This window comes from Oceanobacillus sp. NCCP-135 (assembly GCF_059698015.1).
Genome location: NZ_BAAKSZ010000002.1, coordinates 105,647 through 124,793 on the forward strand (window position 1 = coordinate 105,647; position 19,147 = coordinate 124,793).

Genomic DNA, 19,147 nt, shown 5'->3' on the forward strand with positions numbered 1-19,147 from the left:
TGCAGTTCCTCCTAATACGATATAATTTTTTATTACATTGATTAGCTTGTATTACTTTTTTTGGATATCAGGATAAGTGCTGACTTCGTGCTTTCGGCATTAAAGCTTGCACTCCAAAGAGTATCGGTGTTTATAAGAAAGCAAAAATATGCTTTTAACAATTCTTTAATCGATAAGCTATGTTTTCTACTATTTTTGGGTCCAACGGTTTTTGTCTCTTGTTTCAATTTTATTCATGGAATGATTGAAAGCTTCCGTTAAGTCCACATCAAGTGAATTTGCAAAACAGGCAAGAACAAATAAAATATCACCAAGCTCCTCTTCGATAGTTTTAACTTTTTCTGTTTGTTTCTTAGGCTTTTCTCCATGATAGTGATTGACTTCCCGTGCCAATTCTCCTACCTCTTCAGTTAATCTTGCTAGTTGGCTTAATGGTGAAAAATATCCTTCCTTAAATTGAGAAATATAGTCGTCTACTCGCCTTTGCATTTCGACAATGGTATAGACAGGTGTATTCATCATAATTTCCCCTTACTCTTATAAGTCTACTATTATGTTAGCTAATAGGTTTTATTTTGACAAATTATTTATTCCAATTATATAGCATAAAAATAAAATTGTTCATATTTATAAAGTTGATTATAATAGTAATTGTACTAAGGTACTAAGGTAGAGCGGTTAAATTCAAAGCTTGGAGGTTCTCAAAATGATTTTCGGAATAAAAATTAAAAATATCCTATTTATTCTTTTAGGATCAGCAATTTTTTCTTTTGGTATTGTTCATTTTAATATGCAAAATAATCTTGGTGAGGGTGGATTTACCGGCATTACTCTGCTTTTGTATTTTCTTTGGGGCTGGGATCCAGCAATTACGAATATAATTCTTAATATACCAGTATTTTTTATTGGTTGGAAGTTTCTTGGCCGTAATACATTTATCTATACAATAATTGGTACGATAGCTGTCTCCGTATTTTTAAGTGTTTTTCAGATATATCAATTCTCTGTATATCTGCAAACAGACATGACACTTGCGGCATTATTTGCAGGTGTATTTATTGGAGTAGGACTTGGGATTATATTTCGTTATGGCGGAACTACAGGTGGTGTGGACATTATTGCCCGATTAGTCAACAAATATGCCGGCTGGAGTATGGGAAAAACAATGTTCTTATTCGATTTTGTCGTTATTGCCACATCCATTTTTATTATTCTGGAATTAGTAGAAGGTATGTATACGCTTGTCGCAGTTTATATTGCTGCAAAAGTGATTGACTTCATCCAGGAAGGAGCATATTCGGCAAAAGGAGCAACAATTATTTCAAGTCATAGCAACGAAATTGCAAAAAAAATTATAATAGACATGGATCGTGGGGTAACGGTACTTAATGGGAGAGGAAGTTTCTCCGGAGAAAAAAGAGATGTCTTATATTGTGTAGTTGCAAGAAATGAAATTGTTCGGTTAAAAAGTATTATCCATGGAATTGATCCGTATGCATTTGTTGCTGTAAGTACAGTTCATGATGTCATTGGAGAAGGATTTACGTTGGATGAAAATAAAAACCCATTAAATGATTAAGATGAATAAAAGAGATGACAAAAATTTGTCACCCCTTTTCCGTTAATTGTTATTACTTGCTACATACATCAGAATAAATCGGATTAATTCCATAACGGCTACAAGTGCTGCGGCAACATATGTCATCGCTGCAGCATTTAGTACTTTTTTCGTTTCACGTTCCTCGTTATTTCTTATAACACCTGAGGAAACCATTTGTCCCATCGCTCGACTAGAAGCATCAAATTCAACAGGTAATGTAACTAATTGGAATAGTACGGCTGCAGACATGAAGATGATTCCAAGTAAAAACATTTCTCCAATACTAAAAATAATACCACCCAGTATGAAAAAGAATGACATATTGGAACCAAAGTTTGCGACAGGTACTAATGAGCTTCTAAACTTGAGAAAAGCGTATTCTTCTGCGTCCTGGATGGCATGTCCAACTTCGTGGGCCGCAATAGCCGAAGAAGCCATAGATTGACCATGAAAGTTACCAGTAGACAGTCTTACCACTTTTTTCCTTGGATCATAATGATCAGAAAGTACACCTTTTGTTTCTTCAATATTTACATCATATAATCCATTATCATCTAATATCTTACGTGCAACTTGTGCACCTGTCATATGTGAAGACGTTGCTTTTTTTGAGTATTTTTTATACGTGCTTTTCACTTTCGATTGTGCCCATAACGGGATAATCATTAATAGGACAATATAAATTAGATATCCACCTAGTCCACCAAACAAACTGCATTCCTCCATAAAAAATTTATTTATTACATGTTCATAGGAAGATCACCTTTCCTACATGCGATGTGAGTTCGGGGAAGCCTTTCTTGTACTCAAAGCTATGCTGCCTCGAACTTTCGACGCACAGGAATGTACTAGTATCGGCGGTGCAACAAATGGGTTCGATGGGGCGAGTTAGCACAGCTCCAGGACGTTGCAACTTTAGTCGACCGATCCTTTTTATCCTCCTTTTGAACTTTCTCTTATATAGGTCAATTTTAGTCAAAAATTAAAAATCAGTCAACTGATTTGTCTTTCTCTACTTCCTTTTTCTGCTCGCCTTTATATTTTCTCCAACTAACATAAGATAATGTAATGGCAATACATCCTCCTATAATTATGATCGTCCAAATTAAGGTAAATAGTTCAGATTTTTCTTTACCATTATTTACCGATAGTGTATTTGAACTTGCTTCAATTGTTAGTACATCAGCTTGCAAATATAATATAATCCCTATGAGCGCGAGGAAGAGGATATTTTTTTTAAACTTATCCATAGAGATCACCTCATATACATTTTCTTTTATTAACATATGAAGTGAAATCTTAATATAGAAGTTATTGACTTATTTTGTATTACGTGTAGTTACTTTATAAGCAATTAGGATAGATACGACACTTAACCAAAAAGTAAAATAACCAATTTCGTTTATATAGTTACTAAGTGATGAATAAGTTGGCATCATTTCAAACACATAGTCAATGACATCATTATGTAAGGTCCATATTGCAGCAACGGTAACGTGCCTCAATTTAAATTTATAATAAGGAATATAGAGTAGTCCCTGTATTGCCATCGCACCATGTGAAATCATTAGCATATAACCCTGCCAACTTAGTGATCCTTCCATAATCAATGTCAATAGATTCATTACCACTGCCCATATTCCATATTTAAATAAAGTTATCACACCAAGAGCCTCAATATATGGAACATTTCTTCCAAAGATAAAAAATATTAAAAAGATAGTAAAAAACAAGCTTGCAGTTGGACTATCCGGAACAAAAATCAAAAACAGGTCAGGGGTGTTAGATAGTTGACTCTCATACCACATATATCCATAAATGGTTCCAAGTAAGTTGATAATAAACAAACAGATTAAAAAACGTTTATCAAGCAATATGTATTTAATCACCTAAATAATTCCTTTCTTTTCAAAAAGTACTGTATATGTAAAAACACCTTTACCAAGTGCAATGGCAAAGGTGTTTAATCGTATTAAAATAGATTATCTATTCTGCGTCTTCATTCACTGAAATGATAAAGTCAGCTAATTGTTCCAATTCTTCATCAGTACCCTGAAACTGATCAGCAGGCATCGTTCCAATGCCTTCTTTTGCGATTGTAGCAATTTCTTCAGCTGAATAATCTATCCCAATTAAGCTAGGGCCAGCAGTACCCTCCAATGACCCACCATGACATGACATACAGCTATTTTCATAGGCGGCATAGCCAGGATGTTCTGTGTCAATTTCAACCTCAGATGGAGGAATTGGTTTGTTCGCTTCTGCGCGTTCTTCCCAATTTACATTCGCTGCTGACTCATACGTTAGCCAAATAACAGATGTAAGTGCTAAAAGCATCATTACAACAGCAATTGGACGTTGATGTGGCCTACGACCAGGTCCTTTATCCAAGAATGGTGCAAGCAATAAGGCACCAAATGCTAAACCGGGAAGCACCAAAATTCCCATAATAATATACGGTCCACTTGCAAATTTATATTTCAATAGTTCATATAAGAACAGGAAGTACCAATCCGGCAATGGTATATAGGCTGCATCTGTTGGATCTGCCACACCTTCCAAAGGTGATGGATGAGCTAAAGTCAAACATAAGAAACCAACTAGAAATACAGATCCTGCCAACCATTCTTTTAATAAAAAGTTGGGCCAAAAAGCTTCGGTTCTTCCAGGATATTCAGAATAGTCTTTTGAAGTATTCGGTTTTCTTTCAGCAGAGATCCGGGAATCTCCGACAAATTTCATTCCTTTCCCCTTATGCATCGCTTTTCCCTCCTTTTTATAGTGGTCCAGAAATACCTTGTCTACGGATTAAAATAAAGTGTGCTGCCAGTAACCCAAATAATGCAGCTGGTAAGAAGAAAACATGGATTGCAAAGAATCTCGTCAACGTTTGTGCCCCAACAATAGATGCATCACCAGCTAAAAGGGTTTTTAATTGTTCCCCTATAAAAGGTACTTGTTCAGCAATTTCAAGACCAACCTGTGTTGCGAAATATGCTTTATTATCCCAAGGCAATAAATACCCCGTGAAACCTAAGCCAAGCATAACAAAGAACAGCAGCACCCCAACCATCCAGTTAAGTTCACGCGGTTTCTTGTATGCACCTTGGAAAAATACCCGCAACGTATGTAATAACAACATAACTATAACAACACTGGCTCCCCAATGGTGCATACCCCGAACGATTTGACCATGTGCCACTTCAGTTTGCAGGTAATAAACAGATTTCCAAGCATTTTCAATATCCGGAACATAATACATTGTAAGGAACATCCCTGAAAGTATTTGTATAACAACAACGAAAAATGTTAAGCCACCAAAGCAATATACAAAAGCTGAAAAATGGTGAGCGGGATTAACATGTTCCGGGACTTCATGATCGGCAATATCTCGCCATATTGGCGTAATATCTATACGATCATCTATCCAATCATATATTTTTTGCAGCATTGAAATTTAAGCCTCCCCTTTTGGTTTAGTATCGCCTAGGAACAACATTCCATCTCTTACTTCTTGTTCATATACATCTAATGGCTGTAATGGTGGAGTTCCTGGTACATTGGTTCCATCTTTGTAATAGCGACCATCATGACACGGACAGTAGAATTCATTTGGATAATCCTCACTGCCTTCCCATGAAACAACACAACCTAAGTGTTTACACACCGGGGAAAAGGCTTGAATTTCATCGTTTTCATCTTTAAAAACCCATGCAGATTTACTTACTTGTGATTCATACCAACCATCTACCTGATCAATCTTCCAGTCAACTCTTGTCGGTTCAGTAGTAATATCTTCGACAGCCAAGCTGACATTTGCTAAATCACCATGACCAGATTTTTTTAATACTGGATCAATAGCCATTCGAATTGGTGAAACAAGCAGTCCTGCTGCCATAAATCCACCTACACCAGTCAATGTATAGTTTAGAAATTGTCTACGGGATACTTGTTGCTTTTTTTCACTCATGTTTTTCCCCCCTCTTTACATTAATCACGGACAATCATTATTTAATCAGATTACTAGGACATTACTATGATAGCGCAAACTGGTTGTCCGGTCAATATATATAAGATTTGTTAGCTAAAAGTTTTAAAATTAATATAGATAATGTGAGGTATAATGCATTATTTCGACATCGTGTTTAATGCCAATAAGATCTAATTAGTTCGCTGATTTGTTCTACCTGATCACGTATTATCGTGTGCATTTCCTTTGAATAAAGATCTCCGGATTGAATTCCTGGCAGCCACAGCAATGTGCCATTTAATGCTTGTTCATTTTTCTTCCAAAAGGAATCAAATGTTATAAAGAAATAATGCATAAACGGCTGCTTCTGAATATCCTCCACCCAGTTATTCAAACGATACACCTCAGATTCTTTAGTGGCAGTCTTTAAATAATGATAGGTTGGTGTCTGCATAACTCTGCCTGTCAGTTCTTTTTCAATTTCATTTGATAGAATAGTCAAGAACTCACTTTGGAATGTGCTCTTTTCCAGATCATTATCCTGGGATAATTGAAAAGGAATTAATGAAATAATTATGGTATCGATATATTCCTTCGCTTGTACATATTGCCTAACATCCTCTTTCTTCCATTTCATTTATTTTATCAGCCCTTCTCCTTATTCTTATACAATCTATAAAAAATATTACATTATATTAAATTCTAGCTTATATGTACAAAAAAAATCAACCTATTGCTCTAGCAAATTAGGTTGATTTTTTCTCCAATCTTTGTAACTGTGTCGACAATTTTATGAATTTTGCTTGATCAAATTCATCCAGTGCATTGTCAATTTTCTCTAGCAGTGTATTTTTTTTGAATTCATATATAGATCTATCCAACAATTGCTTAGCAAGCTCCTGATCTTTTTTTGTTATAAAGTATTCATCTGGTATATACGGATTTTCTTCTAGAACTGCTACATAAAATGAATTTTGATTAGCATCCTTGAAATTAAGTTGTAAGAATAAGGCCTCGTTTTGATTTAATCGTATGTCATGGAATGATTTCTCTGCATCTGTTGTAACTAATTGATTTTTATAAAACCTAAAAGGAACTTCATTGGAGCAGTGACTTGTCATGATAATTCCTCGCGGACAAAATTTTGCATCTCTTACAAAATGAACGTGCTTCAGAAGCTCATTATGGTTAACCAAATAATTTAATATCCAGACGCTTTCACGTTTTTTTAATTGATAGTGATTTAAGAACCATTGTATGAAACTCTTTTTGTCTTGAACGGAAATAGGAGTCTGCATAACTAATTAGATACCTCCTTTATCAGCCTTTATCTCGACTGTTTTAACCGAGTAATATATTCTTCTATCTCATCATCTGATGGCTGTTGAGTTAAATAGGCTTCAAAAATTAAAGTAGCCTCATCCACCCTCCCTTCTTCTGTTAGAAAATATCCAAATTCCTTTAGAAAGTCACTATCTTTGTTAAGGCTATTATATGCTTCCCGATAGTGTTTTAATGCATTATTATATGATTCAGTTTCATTATATGCTCGTGCCAACTCCCATTCATAAAGGGAATCATCTGCGCCTATACCTTTTATTTCGATAAGCAGATCGATAATTCCTTCATAATTTCCTTTATTTTTAAAAAGTTCAATTAAAAATAATACTGCCTCTTTGTAATCCGGATCCAGCGCTAATGCTTCTCGAACAAATTTCTCACTCTCCACATCCTTATTCAGTTGATGCGCAAGTGACCCTGTCAAAAAGAATAGCTCTTTGTTAAATTCATCGACTTGCAATCCTTTATCAGCAGTTTCATAGGCATCCTTGTACATCCCCTCATCTTCATAAGCTTTTGCCAATTGATAATATACAGTGTGATAATAGGCGTCGATTGCAATTACATGCTCCCAAGCTTTGATTGCAATATCCTTACGACCTGCCCGATATGCAGTAAAGCCATATTTAAATAATGTATCAGGGTCTTCATTTTTTTCGTTTTCAAAAAATGCTAATGCTTGTTCAAATTCACCTGAGGCTGCATATGCTTCTGCAAGTCGTTCGTTAATTGAAACATTCGCGACGTCTTTCATTTTTGTTACGGTTTTTTCATAATATGTAATTGCTTTTCTATATTCACCGATTGAAAATAACAGTTCCCCAAGTGCAAAATCAATAATCACTTCATTCGGATCAACTTGTTTTGCAGCAAGTAATTTCTGCTCGGCAACTTCAAATAATCCTTGCGCCTCATATAAATCTGCTAATTGTATCAAGGCTTGCACATATGCCGGATCATCTTCATTAATCCCATTTAATAAATTTATCGCCCTTTCATCATCTTCCAACTCTATAGAGATATTGGCGAGTGCAACTTTCAACTCACCTTCGTCGGGATATTGCTGCAATAATTCATTTAAAATAATGCTGGCTTTATGAAGAAATCCCCATTGAATATATAGTTCAACAATCGTATATCTTTCTTCATCATTAGCAACCTTCAAATATTTCTCCAATAATTCGATTGCTTGATCTGATTGATTACTTTCCATTAAATTTACTGCTTCCATTATGGTGTCCATGATGAACTTCCTCTCTTAGATATCTTGAATAATTGTTATCATAACTAATTATAAATTCATCTTCAATCAAAAGAAAAGAATCCGCCTGTTTTGCGAATTCTCCCTTTTCATTTACTGATTTTATTTAGATCGTCAAAGAAACCCGGATAGGAAACAGCAATGGAACTCACATCATCAACAATTACTTCATCATTTGCAATTAATGATGCAACTACAGCCATCATAGCGATACGATGATCATTACAGGAGAAAACCTTTCCACCAGAAAGTGATGTTTTCCCATGAATAACCATTCCATCTTCAGTTGCCTCAACAGCAGCGCCCAGCGTGGATAATAAATCAACAACAGCAGTTATTCTGTCTGTTTCCTTTACTTTAAGCTCCTCGGCATTACGGATTATTGTCTTACCTTCTACTTGAGTAGCCAATAATGCAATAATCGGTATTTCATCAATTAGGCGCGGAATAATTTCTCCTTCGATTGTCGTGCTATGCAAATTACAATATTTGATTATTATATCACCGAACAACTCTCCACTGACAGTCTGTTCGTTATTTATTTGTACATTTGCCCCCATTGCATGAAGTACATCGAGTATTCCAGTCCTTGTTTCGTTTAACCCCACATTTGTAAGGGTTAATTCGCTTCCAGGAATAATTGCAGCAGCAACTAAGAAAAATGCAGCTGAAGAAATATCTCCAGGTACATATACATCCGTCGCTTTAAGTGTTTGTTTATTTGTAATAGTAATTGTTTGACTATCTGTAGTTAGATCTGCACCAAATGCCCAAAGCATATTTTCAGTATGATTTCTGGTTGGAGTAATCTCTGTAACTTTGGTTTCTCCATCAGCATGAAGCCCTGCCAGTAGTATGGCAGATTTAACCTGGGCACTTTTCACCGGCATGGTATAATCAATACTGTTTAAGGACTTACCTCTTATTGATAAAGGCAGATAGCTTCCCATCTCTCTGCCATCAAAATTGGCTCCCATTTTTCTCAGAGGTATTGCTACCCTGTCCATTGGGCGCTTTGATAAAGAAACGTCCCCATAAACCGTAGAATAAATTGGCAAACCAGCCAATAAACCGAGCATTAATCTGGCAGTTGTACCTGAATTTCCAAAATATAATGGTTCCCTGGGTTCTTGAAGAGCTTCGATACCTTTGCCTTCAATGGTGAGAGTTAATTCTTGTTTATCAATGGAAACACCCATAGCTCTAAAAGCATGAACCGTTCGCATACAATCTTCACCATCTAAAAAGTGCGATACTTTTGTTATACCATTGGCTAAGGAACCAAGCATTACCGCTCTATGTGAAATTGATTTATCTCCAGGAACTTCTAATTCCCCAATAAGTGGGCGGTGAATTGGCTGTAATCTGAATTCATTCATATCGTTTCACTTCCTTTAGCATACGCTTTATCTTTGAATCATTATTTCATATCCATGACGATTGAGCAGCTGATAACTTTTCTGTTGAACATCCTTTGATGCAAAACTCAATCTTAAAGCTCCAGTAATTCCCTCACGGATTTCTAGAATCTGTATATTGTTAATGCTAATATTTTCATTTGCAAGTATTTGCGTAACAGAAGCCAGTGCTCCTGTTTGGTCACGTATATCTACATATATATCATAAAATGAAGGAATTACACCTTTTTCCTCCGTACCTAATCCATCACGATAGGATTTTGCCATATCCAGATATGACATCATATCTTCTTTATCATGTTTATCTACTAAATTTTTTAGAAAACGCATTTCTGTTATCCATTCTTCTAAAAGCTGCGACATTTTGCTGCCATTGTGAAAGAATATATCTTGCCACAACTTAGGATTACTTGACGCAATTCTAGTAATATCACGAAACCCTCCTGCAGCAAGATTAGGCAAATATTTATGCGTTTCCTCCCATTTTCTTGCTTGATGAACAAGGGAAGAAGCAATTAAATGCGGGAAATGGGATACAACTCCTGTCATTTCATCATGTTCATTTGAATTAAGAATAATAAATTTGCTTTTCGTATTTAGCAAAACTTCTTTAAGCGAATCAATTTTGGCTGGAGTACTATTAATGGATGGTGTTAGTACATAGATAGCATTCTCAAATAAATGTGCTTTTGCTGCTTGAACTCCCTTTTTATGCGATCCCGCCATGGGATGACCGCCAATAAAAGTAATCTTTTCGTTCGTCATCTTACTTGCAGCTTCGATTATAGAGCTTTTTACAGATGATACGTCAGAAACGATGACTTCTTTCTTTAATGTAATATCATTTAACTTCATCAGTAATCTAATGGTTTCAGATATCGGCGCCGCCAGTATAATAAAATCAGCCTGTTGCACTGCTTTAGTAAAATCCGTAGCTGATTCGTGAATTAAATTATTTGCTAGTGCATATTCCAGTGCTTCATTGCTAACATCATAACCTATAAGATAATTTTGCTCGGACTTAGCCATCCCTTTCGCTAAAGATCCGCCGATTAACCCTAAACCTGCTATTACTATAGTCCTTTTCACATTTAATTCCCCTTGATTATTTGATTATTTGTTGGTGTAATTCAGTTAATTTATCCTGCATTAACTTCATATCGTCTTCTTTTCCAAGTGTAAACCTGATGGTGTTAGGAGCACCGAGAACTTCACCAGGGCGTACAATAAAACCATTTTCAATTAAAAATTGAAACACTTCAGTTCCACTTACAGGTGTAGCAACCAATAAGAAGTTTGCCTCAGAATCATAATGTTTCCAACCGATTGAATCTAGAAATTGCTGAACAGATTTTTTGACAACATAATTCTTTGATTTTGTATCCTCTATAAATTCCGTATCAGCTAATGCAATTAGTGCAGCTTTTTGTGCTAACGATGTTGTATTGAAAGGGCCTCTAACGACATCCAGCTTTGTAATTAAGTTATTATTTGCTATCCCGTATCCAATACGTAACCCAGCTAATCCATAGGCTTTTGAAAAAGTACGCAATATAATTAGATTAGCGTAATCCGATAAATAAGTAAGTGCATCAATATCTTTTGAATCATCTACATATTCATAATAGGCTTCATCTAGTACGACTAATACATTTGCTGGACATTTATCCATAAATGCTTGGAAATCCTCTTTGGGAATAACTGAACCGGTTGGGTTATTCGGTGAACAAAGCCAAATAACCTTTGTATTTTCATTAGTGGACTTATAAATATTTTCGAGATCATGGTATCCATTGACTGTGGGTATCTCTACCACACTAGCTCCTTCGATTAATGCATTATGTTTATATTGCGGAAAAGTAGGTGTGGCCATAATCGTATTTGTACCTGGATATAAAAATGCTCTGCAAATCATTTGCACAATTTCTTCAGATCCACTGCCAAATAGCAGTTGGTTTTCATTAACGTTTATTTTTTCAGAAACGGCTGTACGCAATTCAGCTGTATAACCATCTGGATAGATATTAAATTCAGATATATTATTGAGAAAGTAATCCTTTACATATGTCGAGTAACCGTACGGGTTTTCATTTGAAGCTAATTTGACAATCCGATCTAAACCATACTCTTTCTTTATATCCTTTACCTGCTTTCCTTGCTGGTATGGGGATAATTGATCCAATATTGATTTTCCATCCATTGATTACTCTCCCCCCTGTTTGATTAGATCTGGTCTTAATTTTATCGCATCATTATGAAATACATGCTGTATCTCTTTTTGGTTTTCGTTTGTGTTTACAACCATCATTATTCGGATACAAGCACATAGGCTACCGGGGACATCCATTTCCACCATACACATAACAGGGACATATGTCCAACCGGGTATTTCTCTTAAAGATTTAGCTGGAAAAGCCGCATTTAAATCCTTTGTAACTGAAATAAAGACATGTGAAACATCTGTGGCACATACATTATTTTTTTTAATCATGTCCTCAATTAAAAACTTTGTATTGTTAATTATGTGTTTTTCTTCGTTTTCAGGAATTGTAGTAGCTCCTCGTATTCCACGTGTCATTCTCCCACCAACTTCCGTAAAAAAGAGTTTAAATAATGCCTAAGATCATGATCATTTATTTCACTAATAGCAGGATCGCCAATATCCTTTAGAAGTACCATTTGAGTTGTATGATTTACTGCTTTTTTATCAGTTTTCATTTTATGAATTATGGCATCGATATTAAGCCTGCGAATTTCCAAAGGGTATTTGTTTGTTCTCAGCCATTTCATTAATGACAAGTAAGGCATTTTTATCTTATAGATTTCTTCGCTCACATGAAGTGAGAATAACAAACCAATCGCAATCGCTTCCCCATGGGTTAAATGTCCATACCCTAATTCAGCTTCAAGTGCATGACCTAAGGTATGACCTAAGTTTAAAAATTTACGAATACCTGCTTCTTTTTCATCTGCCTCCACAATGGCTGCTTTTATTTTTATTCCAATAAGAATATGCTCTTGTAACTGATTATTGGTTAGTGCATCTAAATTAGATTGAATAATAGTATTAAAAAATGATTCGTCAGCAATTAATGCTTCTTTAACCAATTCAGCATAGCCTGAACGTGTTTCTTTTTCATTTAATGATTGTAATGTTTCAACATCATAAATCACTGCTTTTGGCGGATAAAAACTACCAATTAGATTTTTTCCCAGTTCATGATTTATTGCCACTTTTCCTCCCACACTGCTGTCATGTGCGAGTATTGTGGTAGGTATTTGTATGTAATCTACTCCCCGCATATAGGTTGCTGCAGCGAATCCAGCCAAATCACCTACCACTCCGCCACCTAATGCAATAATTAATGATTGACGATCCAATCCATTTTTTAATGCATGTGTATGTAGCTGATAAAAATATTTTATATCTTTTGACTGTTCTCCAGCCGGGATAATGAAATGAGTTACATGATCCTCGGAAAAATTCTCTAATACATCATGTAAATATAAATCTGCCACTATTTTATCCGTAACAATTAATATAGAAGAGTAATCCTGTCCTATAAAATGATTTAATTGAAAACGTATTGCTTCACCAATAATCACGTCATAAGAGTGAGAACTTGAGTGAATCCGTATTTTCTCCATTAAAAACACCTAATTTCTTCACGGTATTCATCTATAGCTTTTTTAAGCTTTGGAAACTGGTCGCTTGGAAACTGTTCTGTTATTGCTTTTGCTAATTCGAAAGCGACCACATGCTCCATTACTACCGAAGCAGCTGGAACGGCACAAGCATCGGATCTTTCAACGGTTGCTTTAAAAGGTTCCTTTGTTTCTATATCAACACTTTTTAGCGGTTTTTTCATTAATGTGGGAATAGGCTTCATGACCCCTTTAACAACGATTGGCATACCCGTTGTCATCCCGCCTTCAAATCCACCAAGTCGATTTGAAGTACGATAATACCCATTTTCTTCATTCCAGGCAATCTCATCATGTACCTCACTACCATTCTTTTCTGCTGCCTCAAAACCAATTCCGAATTCTACCCCTTTAAAAGCGTTAATGCTAACTACACTACCAGCAATTCTACTATCCAGTTTACGGTCATAATGAACATAGGAACCAACACCAGCAGGCATCCCTTCAACATATACTTCTACGACACCACCAATGGAGTCTCCTTCCTTTTTGGCCTCGTCAATTGCATCCATCATTTGCTGTTCAACCTGTTTATCAAGTACTCGTACAGGGGAATCCTCCGAAATCGTTTTTCTGTCTTTCATTGTAAGTGAATCAATTTCTGCTGCACGGATTCCCGCAATTTCCTTTACGTAGCCACTTACTTCAATCCCTAGCTGTTTTAATAACGTTTTAGCCACTGCACCTGCTGCTACACGAACAGTAGTCTCACGAGCTGAGGAACGTTCCAGAATATTTCGAATATCGCGATGCCCATATTTGAGAGCCCCGTTTAAATCTGCATGGCCTGGTCTTGGTCTGGTTACAACACGCCTAATTTTTGCATCTTCTTCCATTGGATCTTCTCCCATAATATCAACCCAATGTTTAAAATCATCATTATGTACAACGAGTGAAATTGGTGAACCTAACGTATACCCATGTCTAACTCCAGCGGTAATTTCTACAAGGTCTTTCTCAATTTGCATTCTTTTTCCGCGTCCATGCCCCTTTTGTCTACGTAATAAGGATTCGTCAATGTCCTCTTTAACTAAAGGCATTCTCGCTGGTATGCCTTCAATTATTGTTGTTAGTTGCTTTCCATGTGATTCTCCTGCAGTTAAGTAGCGCAATTAACATTCTCCTTTACAAGAATTAATTTTTCTAATAACTATATCATAAATGTCATTATTTTTGGTGAAATTCTTAAAAATAAAAACTCTTATCTTTTGGACAAGAGTTTTTAGACCTTTTGATAAAAGAAAGTGTCAAGTAAAGTTAAATCATATTGACTTGGATTAAAAATTTGTTCTGTACTTCCAACAAATAAAATACCCTTTCTATTTAACGTATTACTGAAGCGCTGGTATATTAACTCTTTTGCATCATCTGTAAAATAAATGAGAACATTTCTACAGACAACTAAATCGATGTTTCTCGGATAGTTATCTGCTAACAGATTATGCTTATAAAAAGTTATTTGTTGTTTCAATATATCATTAATGGAATATAATCCATCTTCTGCAGTAAAATACTTTTTCTTTAAGGACGCAGGTAATTCTTTTAAAGCTCGCTCTGGATACATGCCCTGTTTTGCCTTAATGAGAGCATTATCATCAATATCAGTTGCTAAGATTTTTAAATCTACATTTGGAAAGTGTTCTTTTACCAGAATCGCAAGACTATATGGTTCCTCTCCTGTTGAACATGCTGCACTCCACAGCGTTAGTTTTCTGTTGTTTTTTAGTAATAGTGGTAAAACTGTATTCTTTAAAACTTCCCATCTTTTTGGATTACGATAGAATTCAGATACATTAATCGTAATGCGATCAATAAACTCTTTTAATAAATCTTCCTCTTTATTCAATGCTTTAAAGTATGAAGAAAAATCAGGATATCCACGTTTGTTTCTAAGTGAGGTAAGTCTACGCTTCATTTGTACTTCTTTATATAAATTTAAATCTATCCCAAGTTTATCTTTGATTTGAGACATAAAATCAATATATTCCTCCCCCATTCCCCACACCTCTTTCTCCTTGATACTGTTTATATAAGGCTCATTTCGTATCTTTCGTTGTTTTTAATCCTCGTAGTGGATGTAAGACGACATAAAATCAATGTTAGTAGGTCTATCGACCGCTGCGGAAACACATTTCGCTTTCCGCGGGCGGCTGGTGAGCCTCCTCGTGCTACGCACTGCGGGGTCTCACCTATGCCTTTCCTCCCGCAGGAGTCTTCATGTGTTTCCTCCGCTAGTATTCCGTTTACAGCCGATAAACACAATAAATATTTAATATACAAAACATCGAACCATCTCACCAGTTCGGGTGTGCGGAGGGTGGTGACTCCTGTGGGAAAAGCACTTGTCCGAAGACCCCGCAGAGTGGTTTTCTCGAGTAGGCTAAGGCCGTGCCCACGGAAAGCATCCGCCCGTAGCGATCCCGGACGGCAGCAATATCACATGCTTTAGAATATGGTCTAAAGTTACGTCGCAATTTATATCTTTTGTGACAAAAACAACAATCTTCTTTTGGTTGGGCAAGCAGTGCACAGTCTCAATCCGTTAGAAAACAGCCATTTTTAAAAACCCCCGCTTTAAAAACGGGGGGTTTTCAGTATATTAATAAATCCAAGAGCTGTCTTGTTTTGTGTAGTCGGAAATTTCGTCTTTGTCAAAGAATAATCCAATTTCTCTTTCAGCACTTTCAACTGAGTCTGATCCATGGATTACATTCTTGCCAACAGTCATTCCATAATCGCCTCGAATTGTACCTGAAGCAGCTTCCTGTGGATTTGTTTTCCCCATCATATCACGAGCTGTTTTAATTACATTCTCACCTTCCCAAACCATTGCAAAAACTGGTCCAGAAGTAATGAACTCTACTAACTCTCCAAAGAATGGCCTTTCTTTATGCTCGTCATAATGATTCTGAGCCAAGTTTTCGGAAATCACCATAAGTTTTGCTCCAGCTAATTTAAAACCTTTATCTTCAAACCGATTAACGATTTGTCCGACTAAATTCCTTTGTACACCATCTGGCTTTACCATTAAAAAAGTTCTTTCCATTATTTTCACTCCTATGTATGTTTATTTATCCATCCTTAAGAATTCTATCAACTATTTAAAAAAATTACAATAAAATTATGAACGTCGTTTACCAATATATTTTGCAATGTCCTGTAACGTTTGCTTCGCTTTATTATTTGGTAATTCTTCCAACACTTTTAATGCTTTGCTTAAATAAAGATCACTGAGTCTATAAGACTTCTCCATTCCGTTCGTATTTTTTAAGGCATTTAACAATCTGGCAAGATCACTCTCTGAAATGTGATCCGGATCATGAAAGGTTTTCTTTAGTAAATCAGTAAAAGATTTATCATTCATGGCATAAAGTACTGGCAGTGTCAGATTTCCTTGAAGTAAATCATTTCCTGCTGGTTTGCCTAATTCCTTCGCTGATGCTGTAAAATCAAGAATATCATCAATTATTTGATAGGACATTCCTATGTAGTAACCGTATTGATATAATTTATTCGCTTCTACCTCAGATACTTCAGAAACGATGGCACCCAATTTACAGCTTGTTGCAATAAGTAAAGCTGTTTTACGTCTTATTCTACGTAAATAGTCACGTAAATTCTGATCCCAATTAAATTTATCCTTGATTTGTTCAATTTCACCAACACATACCTCCACAATAGTTTTAGCTAATAAATGATGAACCCTAGCGTCTTTTAATGTTGTTATATTTTCCAATGCACGTGCTAAAATATAGTCACCTGTATACATAGCTACACGATTACCGTACGTTTTTTTTATTGTAGGTTTTCCTCTGCGCAGTTCTGCTTCGTCGATAACGTCATCATGCACCAGTGTTGCCATATGTATTAATTCAAGGGAAACTGCTGCAGTCTTTATCTGATCCAGATTATATGATCCCATCTGACCAGATAAAATAACAAAAATTGGGCGAATTCTTTTTCCACCTGCTTGAAGCAATTCGGTAGATGCTTTACGCAATACAGCATGTTTTGCTTGAATAACCTGATTTAATGATTCCTCAATTATATCTAGATCTCGTTTTAAAAATCCATATGTTTTAGCTATTTTCATGAGTGTCACCTTTATATTTAGAACTGATTTATCACGCATTAACGGGCTATAATACCCCCACCTCCAAGCGTGAGAAATCCCAAACGTGAAGGTGGGGATAAACAGACCGTAAATTTCCTGATTCTGTTCAACTAACATTCAGTGGGGGGAAGGGAACCCCCACTGAATGAAGTTTCACTTTATTTAATCCGTATTATTGCTCAGGAGCCCATGTGCATTGCTGCAACTCCACCTGTATAACTTTTCACCTGGACATGAGAGAAACCAGCTTTAAGAAACAATTTCTTTAATTCCTTTTTATCCGGGAAATCTTTAGCCGATTCATTTAACCATGCATATTCTTTATAGCTTTTTGCAAATAGTCTTCCTATCAGTGGCATAATGAATCGAAAGTAAAAGTAATATAATTGCCTATATCCTATCAGAGTTGGTTGTGATGTTTCCAAACACACCACTATCCCACCTGGCTTAACCACTCTTTTTAGTTCTTTTAATACAGTCATATAATCTGGTACATTTCTAAGGCCGAACCCGATGGTGACATAATCAAATGAATGATCTTCAAAAGGAAGTTCCATAGCATTTCCATGAATAAAGCTTAGTTGATCAAGTCTTAAATCTTTTTTCTTTTTCTTCGCAACAGATAACATGTTTAGACTGAAATCCAGACCTGTTACTTCGCCATCCAACCCTACAGCATCTGCTAAAGAGATAGACCAATCACCAGTACCACAACATACATCCAATGCTTTAGAACCTTTCTCAACATTCATTCGTTTCATGACATCCTTACGCCATGCTTTATGTCTTTGAAATGAAATAATGGAATTCATGGAATCGTACTTATTATAAATTTTTTCAAAAACATGATGCACACGTTCTTCCTTAGATTGCTCAGACATAGCTTACCCTTCTTCCGCAATAGATGTATTATTATACAAAAAACCTTTTAATTTTGTTTTGATATGAGTTTTGAAAGTTCTTCTATGAATAGGTAGCTTTAATAGTGCGTTTCCCAATGATTGTGTTTTTTTTTGTATAAAGGCATCTATTATATTTATATTCGATACATAATTACTATTTGGATTATTGTTTGTCCAGGTATTCAATAAATGGGAATAACCATTACGATTTATAGTTTCTTTTTCCTGAATTAATTTATTAATAATAATCCATTCACCTATAATTGCATGTAATGAACGCTCATTAACATGCTCAGCCACATAAAGAATTAATAATGATTCTATCTTCTCTACAATATCGATGTATTCCTGAAAAGTATTTACTTCTTTATAATAGAGCTTCATTTTATATTCATTTATTTCTTTGATCGCCGAAGCTAATTTATGTATGAGCTCAAAGTCCTCAATTTCTGATAGAAGCAAATAATATAATCCACTATAATAATCTCCTGCTAATACTCTCAGTTGTTTGGAAAGCTTGAATTGTTTACTTTCGTCTATTTCATTTGCCTTTGGTACTAAGTCATGTGTGTCTAAAGCTACTTGCACCAACATTGTCGTAATGATATAGCGTTCCTTTTGAAAGGTTGATAACGCAGTATTATCTATAATAGCAGCTAAAATAAAAAGCTTTTCTTCATCAATAATGGGCTGTTGGATATGCTTCACCAGGTATGTATGTTGAATTTTATCTTCAATCGATGCTTTTAGATGTTTTAAATCTAAACTGGAAGTATTCAAAGAAATCACCTGAGCCCTTTCATCTATTCATTAATTGCTCTAGCTATTATAGCATA

Annotated in this window: 22 protein-coding genes; 1 reads left to right on the forward strand and 21 read right to left on the reverse strand. The window is 35.6% G+C overall.

The annotated features are described in order from the left end of the window. Positions 1–189: 189 nt before the first annotated feature. Entirely contained in the window at positions 190–519 is a 330-nt protein-coding gene (locus tag AC6HVZ_RS02225; RefSeq protein WP_497556495.1) for a nucleotide pyrophosphohydrolase, read from the reverse strand. Positions 520–706: 187 nt separating this feature from the next. Between AC6HVZ_RS02225 and AC6HVZ_RS02230 the strand changes: the two genes are divergently transcribed. Further along, on the forward strand, positions 707–1,579 hold the full coding sequence (locus tag AC6HVZ_RS02230) for a YitT family protein (protein ID WP_497556496.1): 873 nt from the start codon (positions 707–709) through the stop codon (positions 1,577–1,579). 42 nt (positions 1,580–1,621) lie between these two features. Here AC6HVZ_RS02230 and AC6HVZ_RS02235 read toward each other — a convergent pair whose 3' ends face one another. The 20 genes from AC6HVZ_RS02235 to AC6HVZ_RS02330 form a co-directional block, all read right to left on the reverse strand. Then, a complete protein-coding gene (locus tag AC6HVZ_RS02235) occupies positions 1,622–2,311 on the reverse strand; it encodes a zinc metallopeptidase (RefSeq protein WP_497556497.1) in 690 nt (229 codons plus the stop codon). A 278-nt stretch (positions 2,312–2,589) separates the two neighbouring features. Beyond that, a complete protein-coding gene (locus AC6HVZ_RS02240) occupies positions 2,590–2,850 on the reverse strand; it encodes a sporulation protein YpjB (protein WP_497556498.1) in 261 nt (86 codons plus the stop codon). A gap of 69 nt (positions 2,851–2,919) precedes the next feature. After that, a complete protein-coding gene (gene lhaT, locus AC6HVZ_RS02245) occupies positions 2,920–3,489 on the reverse strand; it encodes a lipoprotein heptaprenylglyceryl N-acetyltransferase LhaT (protein WP_497556499.1) in 570 nt (189 codons plus the stop codon). Between the two features lie 97 nt (positions 3,490–3,586). After that, positions 3,587–4,360 (reverse strand): c-type cytochrome, encoded by a 774-nt coding sequence (locus tag AC6HVZ_RS02250; RefSeq protein WP_497556500.1) that lies wholly within the window; start codon positions 4,358–4,360, stop codon positions 3,587–3,589. A gap of 16 nt (positions 4,361–4,376) precedes the next feature. Then, the gene (gene qcrB, locus AC6HVZ_RS02255) at positions 4,377–5,051 is read right to left on the reverse strand and encodes a menaquinol-cytochrome c reductase cytochrome b subunit (RefSeq protein ID WP_497556501.1); all 675 of its coding nucleotides are present in this window, start codon (positions 5,049–5,051) and stop codon (positions 4,377–4,379) included. Positions 5,052–5,057: 6 nt separating this feature from the next. Continuing rightward, a complete protein-coding gene (locus tag AC6HVZ_RS02260; protein WP_497556502.1) occupies positions 5,058–5,570 on the reverse strand; it encodes a QcrA and Rieske domain-containing protein in 513 nt (170 codons plus the stop codon). A 175-nt stretch (positions 5,571–5,745) separates the two neighbouring features. Next, positions 5,746–6,207, reverse strand: a complete 462-nt coding sequence (locus tag AC6HVZ_RS02265) for a YpiF family protein (RefSeq protein ID WP_497556503.1) — start codon at positions 6,205–6,207, stop codon at positions 5,746–5,748. 109 nt (positions 6,208–6,316) lie between these two features. Next, on the reverse strand, positions 6,317–6,868 hold the full coding sequence (locus AC6HVZ_RS02270; protein WP_497556504.1) for a ReoY family proteolytic degradation factor: 552 nt from the start codon (positions 6,866–6,868) through the stop codon (positions 6,317–6,319). Between the two features lie 29 nt (positions 6,869–6,897). Then, positions 6,898–8,154, reverse strand: a complete 1,257-nt coding sequence (locus AC6HVZ_RS02275; RefSeq protein WP_497556505.1) for a tetratricopeptide repeat protein — start codon at positions 8,152–8,154, stop codon at positions 6,898–6,900. Between the two features lie 107 nt (positions 8,155–8,261). Next, positions 8,262–9,551 carry a 3-phosphoshikimate 1-carboxyvinyltransferase gene (gene aroA / locus AC6HVZ_RS02280; RefSeq protein WP_497556506.1) on the reverse strand — a complete coding sequence of 430 codons (1,290 nt, stop codon included), beginning with the start codon at positions 9,549–9,551 and terminating at the stop codon, positions 8,262–8,264. A gap of 27 nt (positions 9,552–9,578) precedes the next feature. Then, positions 9,579–10,679, reverse strand: coding sequence for a prephenate dehydrogenase (locus tag AC6HVZ_RS02285; protein ID WP_497556507.1), 1,101 nt, complete (start codon positions 10,677–10,679; stop codon positions 9,579–9,581). A 16-nt stretch (positions 10,680–10,695) separates the two neighbouring features. Further along, on the reverse strand, positions 10,696–11,790 hold the full coding sequence (gene hisC / locus AC6HVZ_RS02290) for a histidinol-phosphate transaminase (protein ID WP_497556508.1): 1,095 nt from the start codon (positions 11,788–11,790) through the stop codon (positions 10,696–10,698). Between the two features lie 3 nt (positions 11,791–11,793). Further along, complete coding sequence (gene aroH / locus AC6HVZ_RS02295) at positions 11,794–12,168, reverse strand: chorismate mutase (RefSeq protein WP_497556509.1); 375 nt, start codon at positions 12,166–12,168, stop codon at positions 11,794–11,796. Further along, positions 12,165–13,238 (reverse strand): 3-dehydroquinate synthase, encoded by a 1,074-nt coding sequence (gene aroB / locus AC6HVZ_RS02300; RefSeq protein ID WP_497556510.1) that lies wholly within the window; start codon positions 13,236–13,238, stop codon positions 12,165–12,167. Before aroB ends, aroH begins: the two co-directional genes overlap by 4 nt. Continuing rightward, positions 13,238–14,407 carry a chorismate synthase gene (gene aroC / locus AC6HVZ_RS02305; RefSeq protein WP_497556511.1) on the reverse strand — a complete coding sequence of 390 codons (1,170 nt, stop codon included), beginning with the start codon at positions 14,405–14,407 and terminating at the stop codon, positions 13,238–13,240. Before aroC ends, aroB begins: the two co-directional genes overlap by 1 nt. Before the next feature lie 110 nt (positions 14,408–14,517). After that, complete coding sequence (locus AC6HVZ_RS02310; RefSeq protein ID WP_497556512.1) at positions 14,518–15,291, reverse strand: CheR family methyltransferase; 774 nt, start codon at positions 15,289–15,291, stop codon at positions 14,518–14,520. 603 nt (positions 15,292–15,894) lie between these two features. Then, a complete protein-coding gene (ndk, locus tag AC6HVZ_RS02315; RefSeq protein ID WP_497556513.1) occupies positions 15,895–16,341 on the reverse strand; it encodes a nucleoside-diphosphate kinase in 447 nt (148 codons plus the stop codon). A 75-nt stretch (positions 16,342–16,416) separates the two neighbouring features. Further along, the gene (gene hepT, locus AC6HVZ_RS02320) at positions 16,417–17,388 is read right to left on the reverse strand and encodes a heptaprenyl diphosphate synthase component II (protein ID WP_497556612.1); all 972 of its coding nucleotides are present in this window, start codon (positions 17,386–17,388) and stop codon (positions 16,417–16,419) included. Positions 17,389–17,588: 200 nt separating this feature from the next. Beyond that, positions 17,589–18,290 (reverse strand): demethylmenaquinone methyltransferase, encoded by a 702-nt coding sequence (gene menG / locus AC6HVZ_RS02325; protein WP_497556514.1) that lies wholly within the window; start codon positions 18,288–18,290, stop codon positions 17,589–17,591. Between the two features lie 3 nt (positions 18,291–18,293). Beyond that, on the reverse strand, positions 18,294–19,091 hold the full coding sequence (locus AC6HVZ_RS02330; RefSeq protein ID WP_497556515.1) for a heptaprenyl diphosphate synthase component 1: 798 nt from the start codon (positions 19,089–19,091) through the stop codon (positions 18,294–18,296). Positions 19,092–19,147 lie beyond the last annotated feature (56 nt).

Coding starts and splice junctions, on each gene's coding strand:
- AC6HVZ_RS02225 (WP_497556495.1), bottom strand. CDS start 519: ATGAATACACCTGTCTATACCATTGTCGAAATGCAAAGGCGAGTAGAC.
- AC6HVZ_RS02230 (WP_497556496.1), top strand. CDS start 707: ATGATTTTCGGAATAAAAATTAAAAATATCCTATTTATTCTTTTAGGA.
- AC6HVZ_RS02240 (WP_497556498.1), bottom strand. CDS start 2,850: ATGGATAAGTTTAAAAAAAATATCCTCTTCCTCGCGCTCATAGGGATT.
- AC6HVZ_RS02250 (WP_497556500.1), bottom strand. CDS start 4,360: ATGCATAAGGGGAAAGGAATGAAATTTGTCGGAGATTCCCGGATCTCT.
- qcrB (WP_497556501.1), bottom strand. CDS start 5,051: ATGCTGCAAAAAATATATGATTGGATAGATGATCGTATAGATATTACG.
- AC6HVZ_RS02260 (WP_497556502.1), bottom strand. CDS start 5,570: ATGAGTGAAAAAAAGCAACAAGTATCCCGTAGACAATTTCTAAACTAT.
- AC6HVZ_RS02265 (WP_497556503.1), bottom strand. CDS start 6,207: ATGAAATGGAAGAAAGAGGATGTTAGGCAATATGTACAAGCGAAGGAA.
- AC6HVZ_RS02270 (WP_497556504.1), bottom strand. CDS start 6,868: ATGCAGACTCCTATTTCCGTTCAAGACAAAAAGAGTTTCATACAATGG.
- AC6HVZ_RS02275 (WP_497556505.1), bottom strand. CDS start 8,154: ATGGACACCATAATGGAAGCAGTAAATTTAATGGAAAGTAATCAATCA.
- aroA (WP_497556506.1), bottom strand. CDS start 9,551: ATGAATGAATTCAGATTACAGCCAATTCACCGCCCACTTATTGGGGAA.
- hisC (WP_497556508.1), bottom strand. CDS start 11,790: ATGGATGGAAAATCAATATTGGATCAATTATCCCCATACCAGCAAGGA.
- aroH (WP_497556509.1), bottom strand. CDS start 12,168: ATGACACGTGGAATACGAGGAGCTACTACAATTCCTGAAAACGAAGAA.
- aroB (WP_497556510.1), bottom strand. CDS start 13,238: ATGGAGAAAATACGGATTCACTCAAGTTCTCACTCTTATGACGTGATT.
- AC6HVZ_RS02310 (WP_497556512.1), bottom strand. CDS start 15,291: ATGGGGGAGGAATATATTGATTTTATGTCTCAAATCAAAGATAAACTT.
- ndk (WP_497556513.1), bottom strand. CDS start 16,341: ATGGAAAGAACTTTTTTAATGGTAAAGCCAGATGGTGTACAAAGGAAT.
- hepT (WP_497556612.1), bottom strand. CDS start 17,388: ATGAAAATAGCTAAAACATATGGATTTTTAAAACGAGATCTAGATATA.
- menG (WP_497556514.1), bottom strand. CDS start 18,290: ATGTCTGAGCAATCTAAGGAAGAACGTGTGCATCATGTTTTTGAAAAA.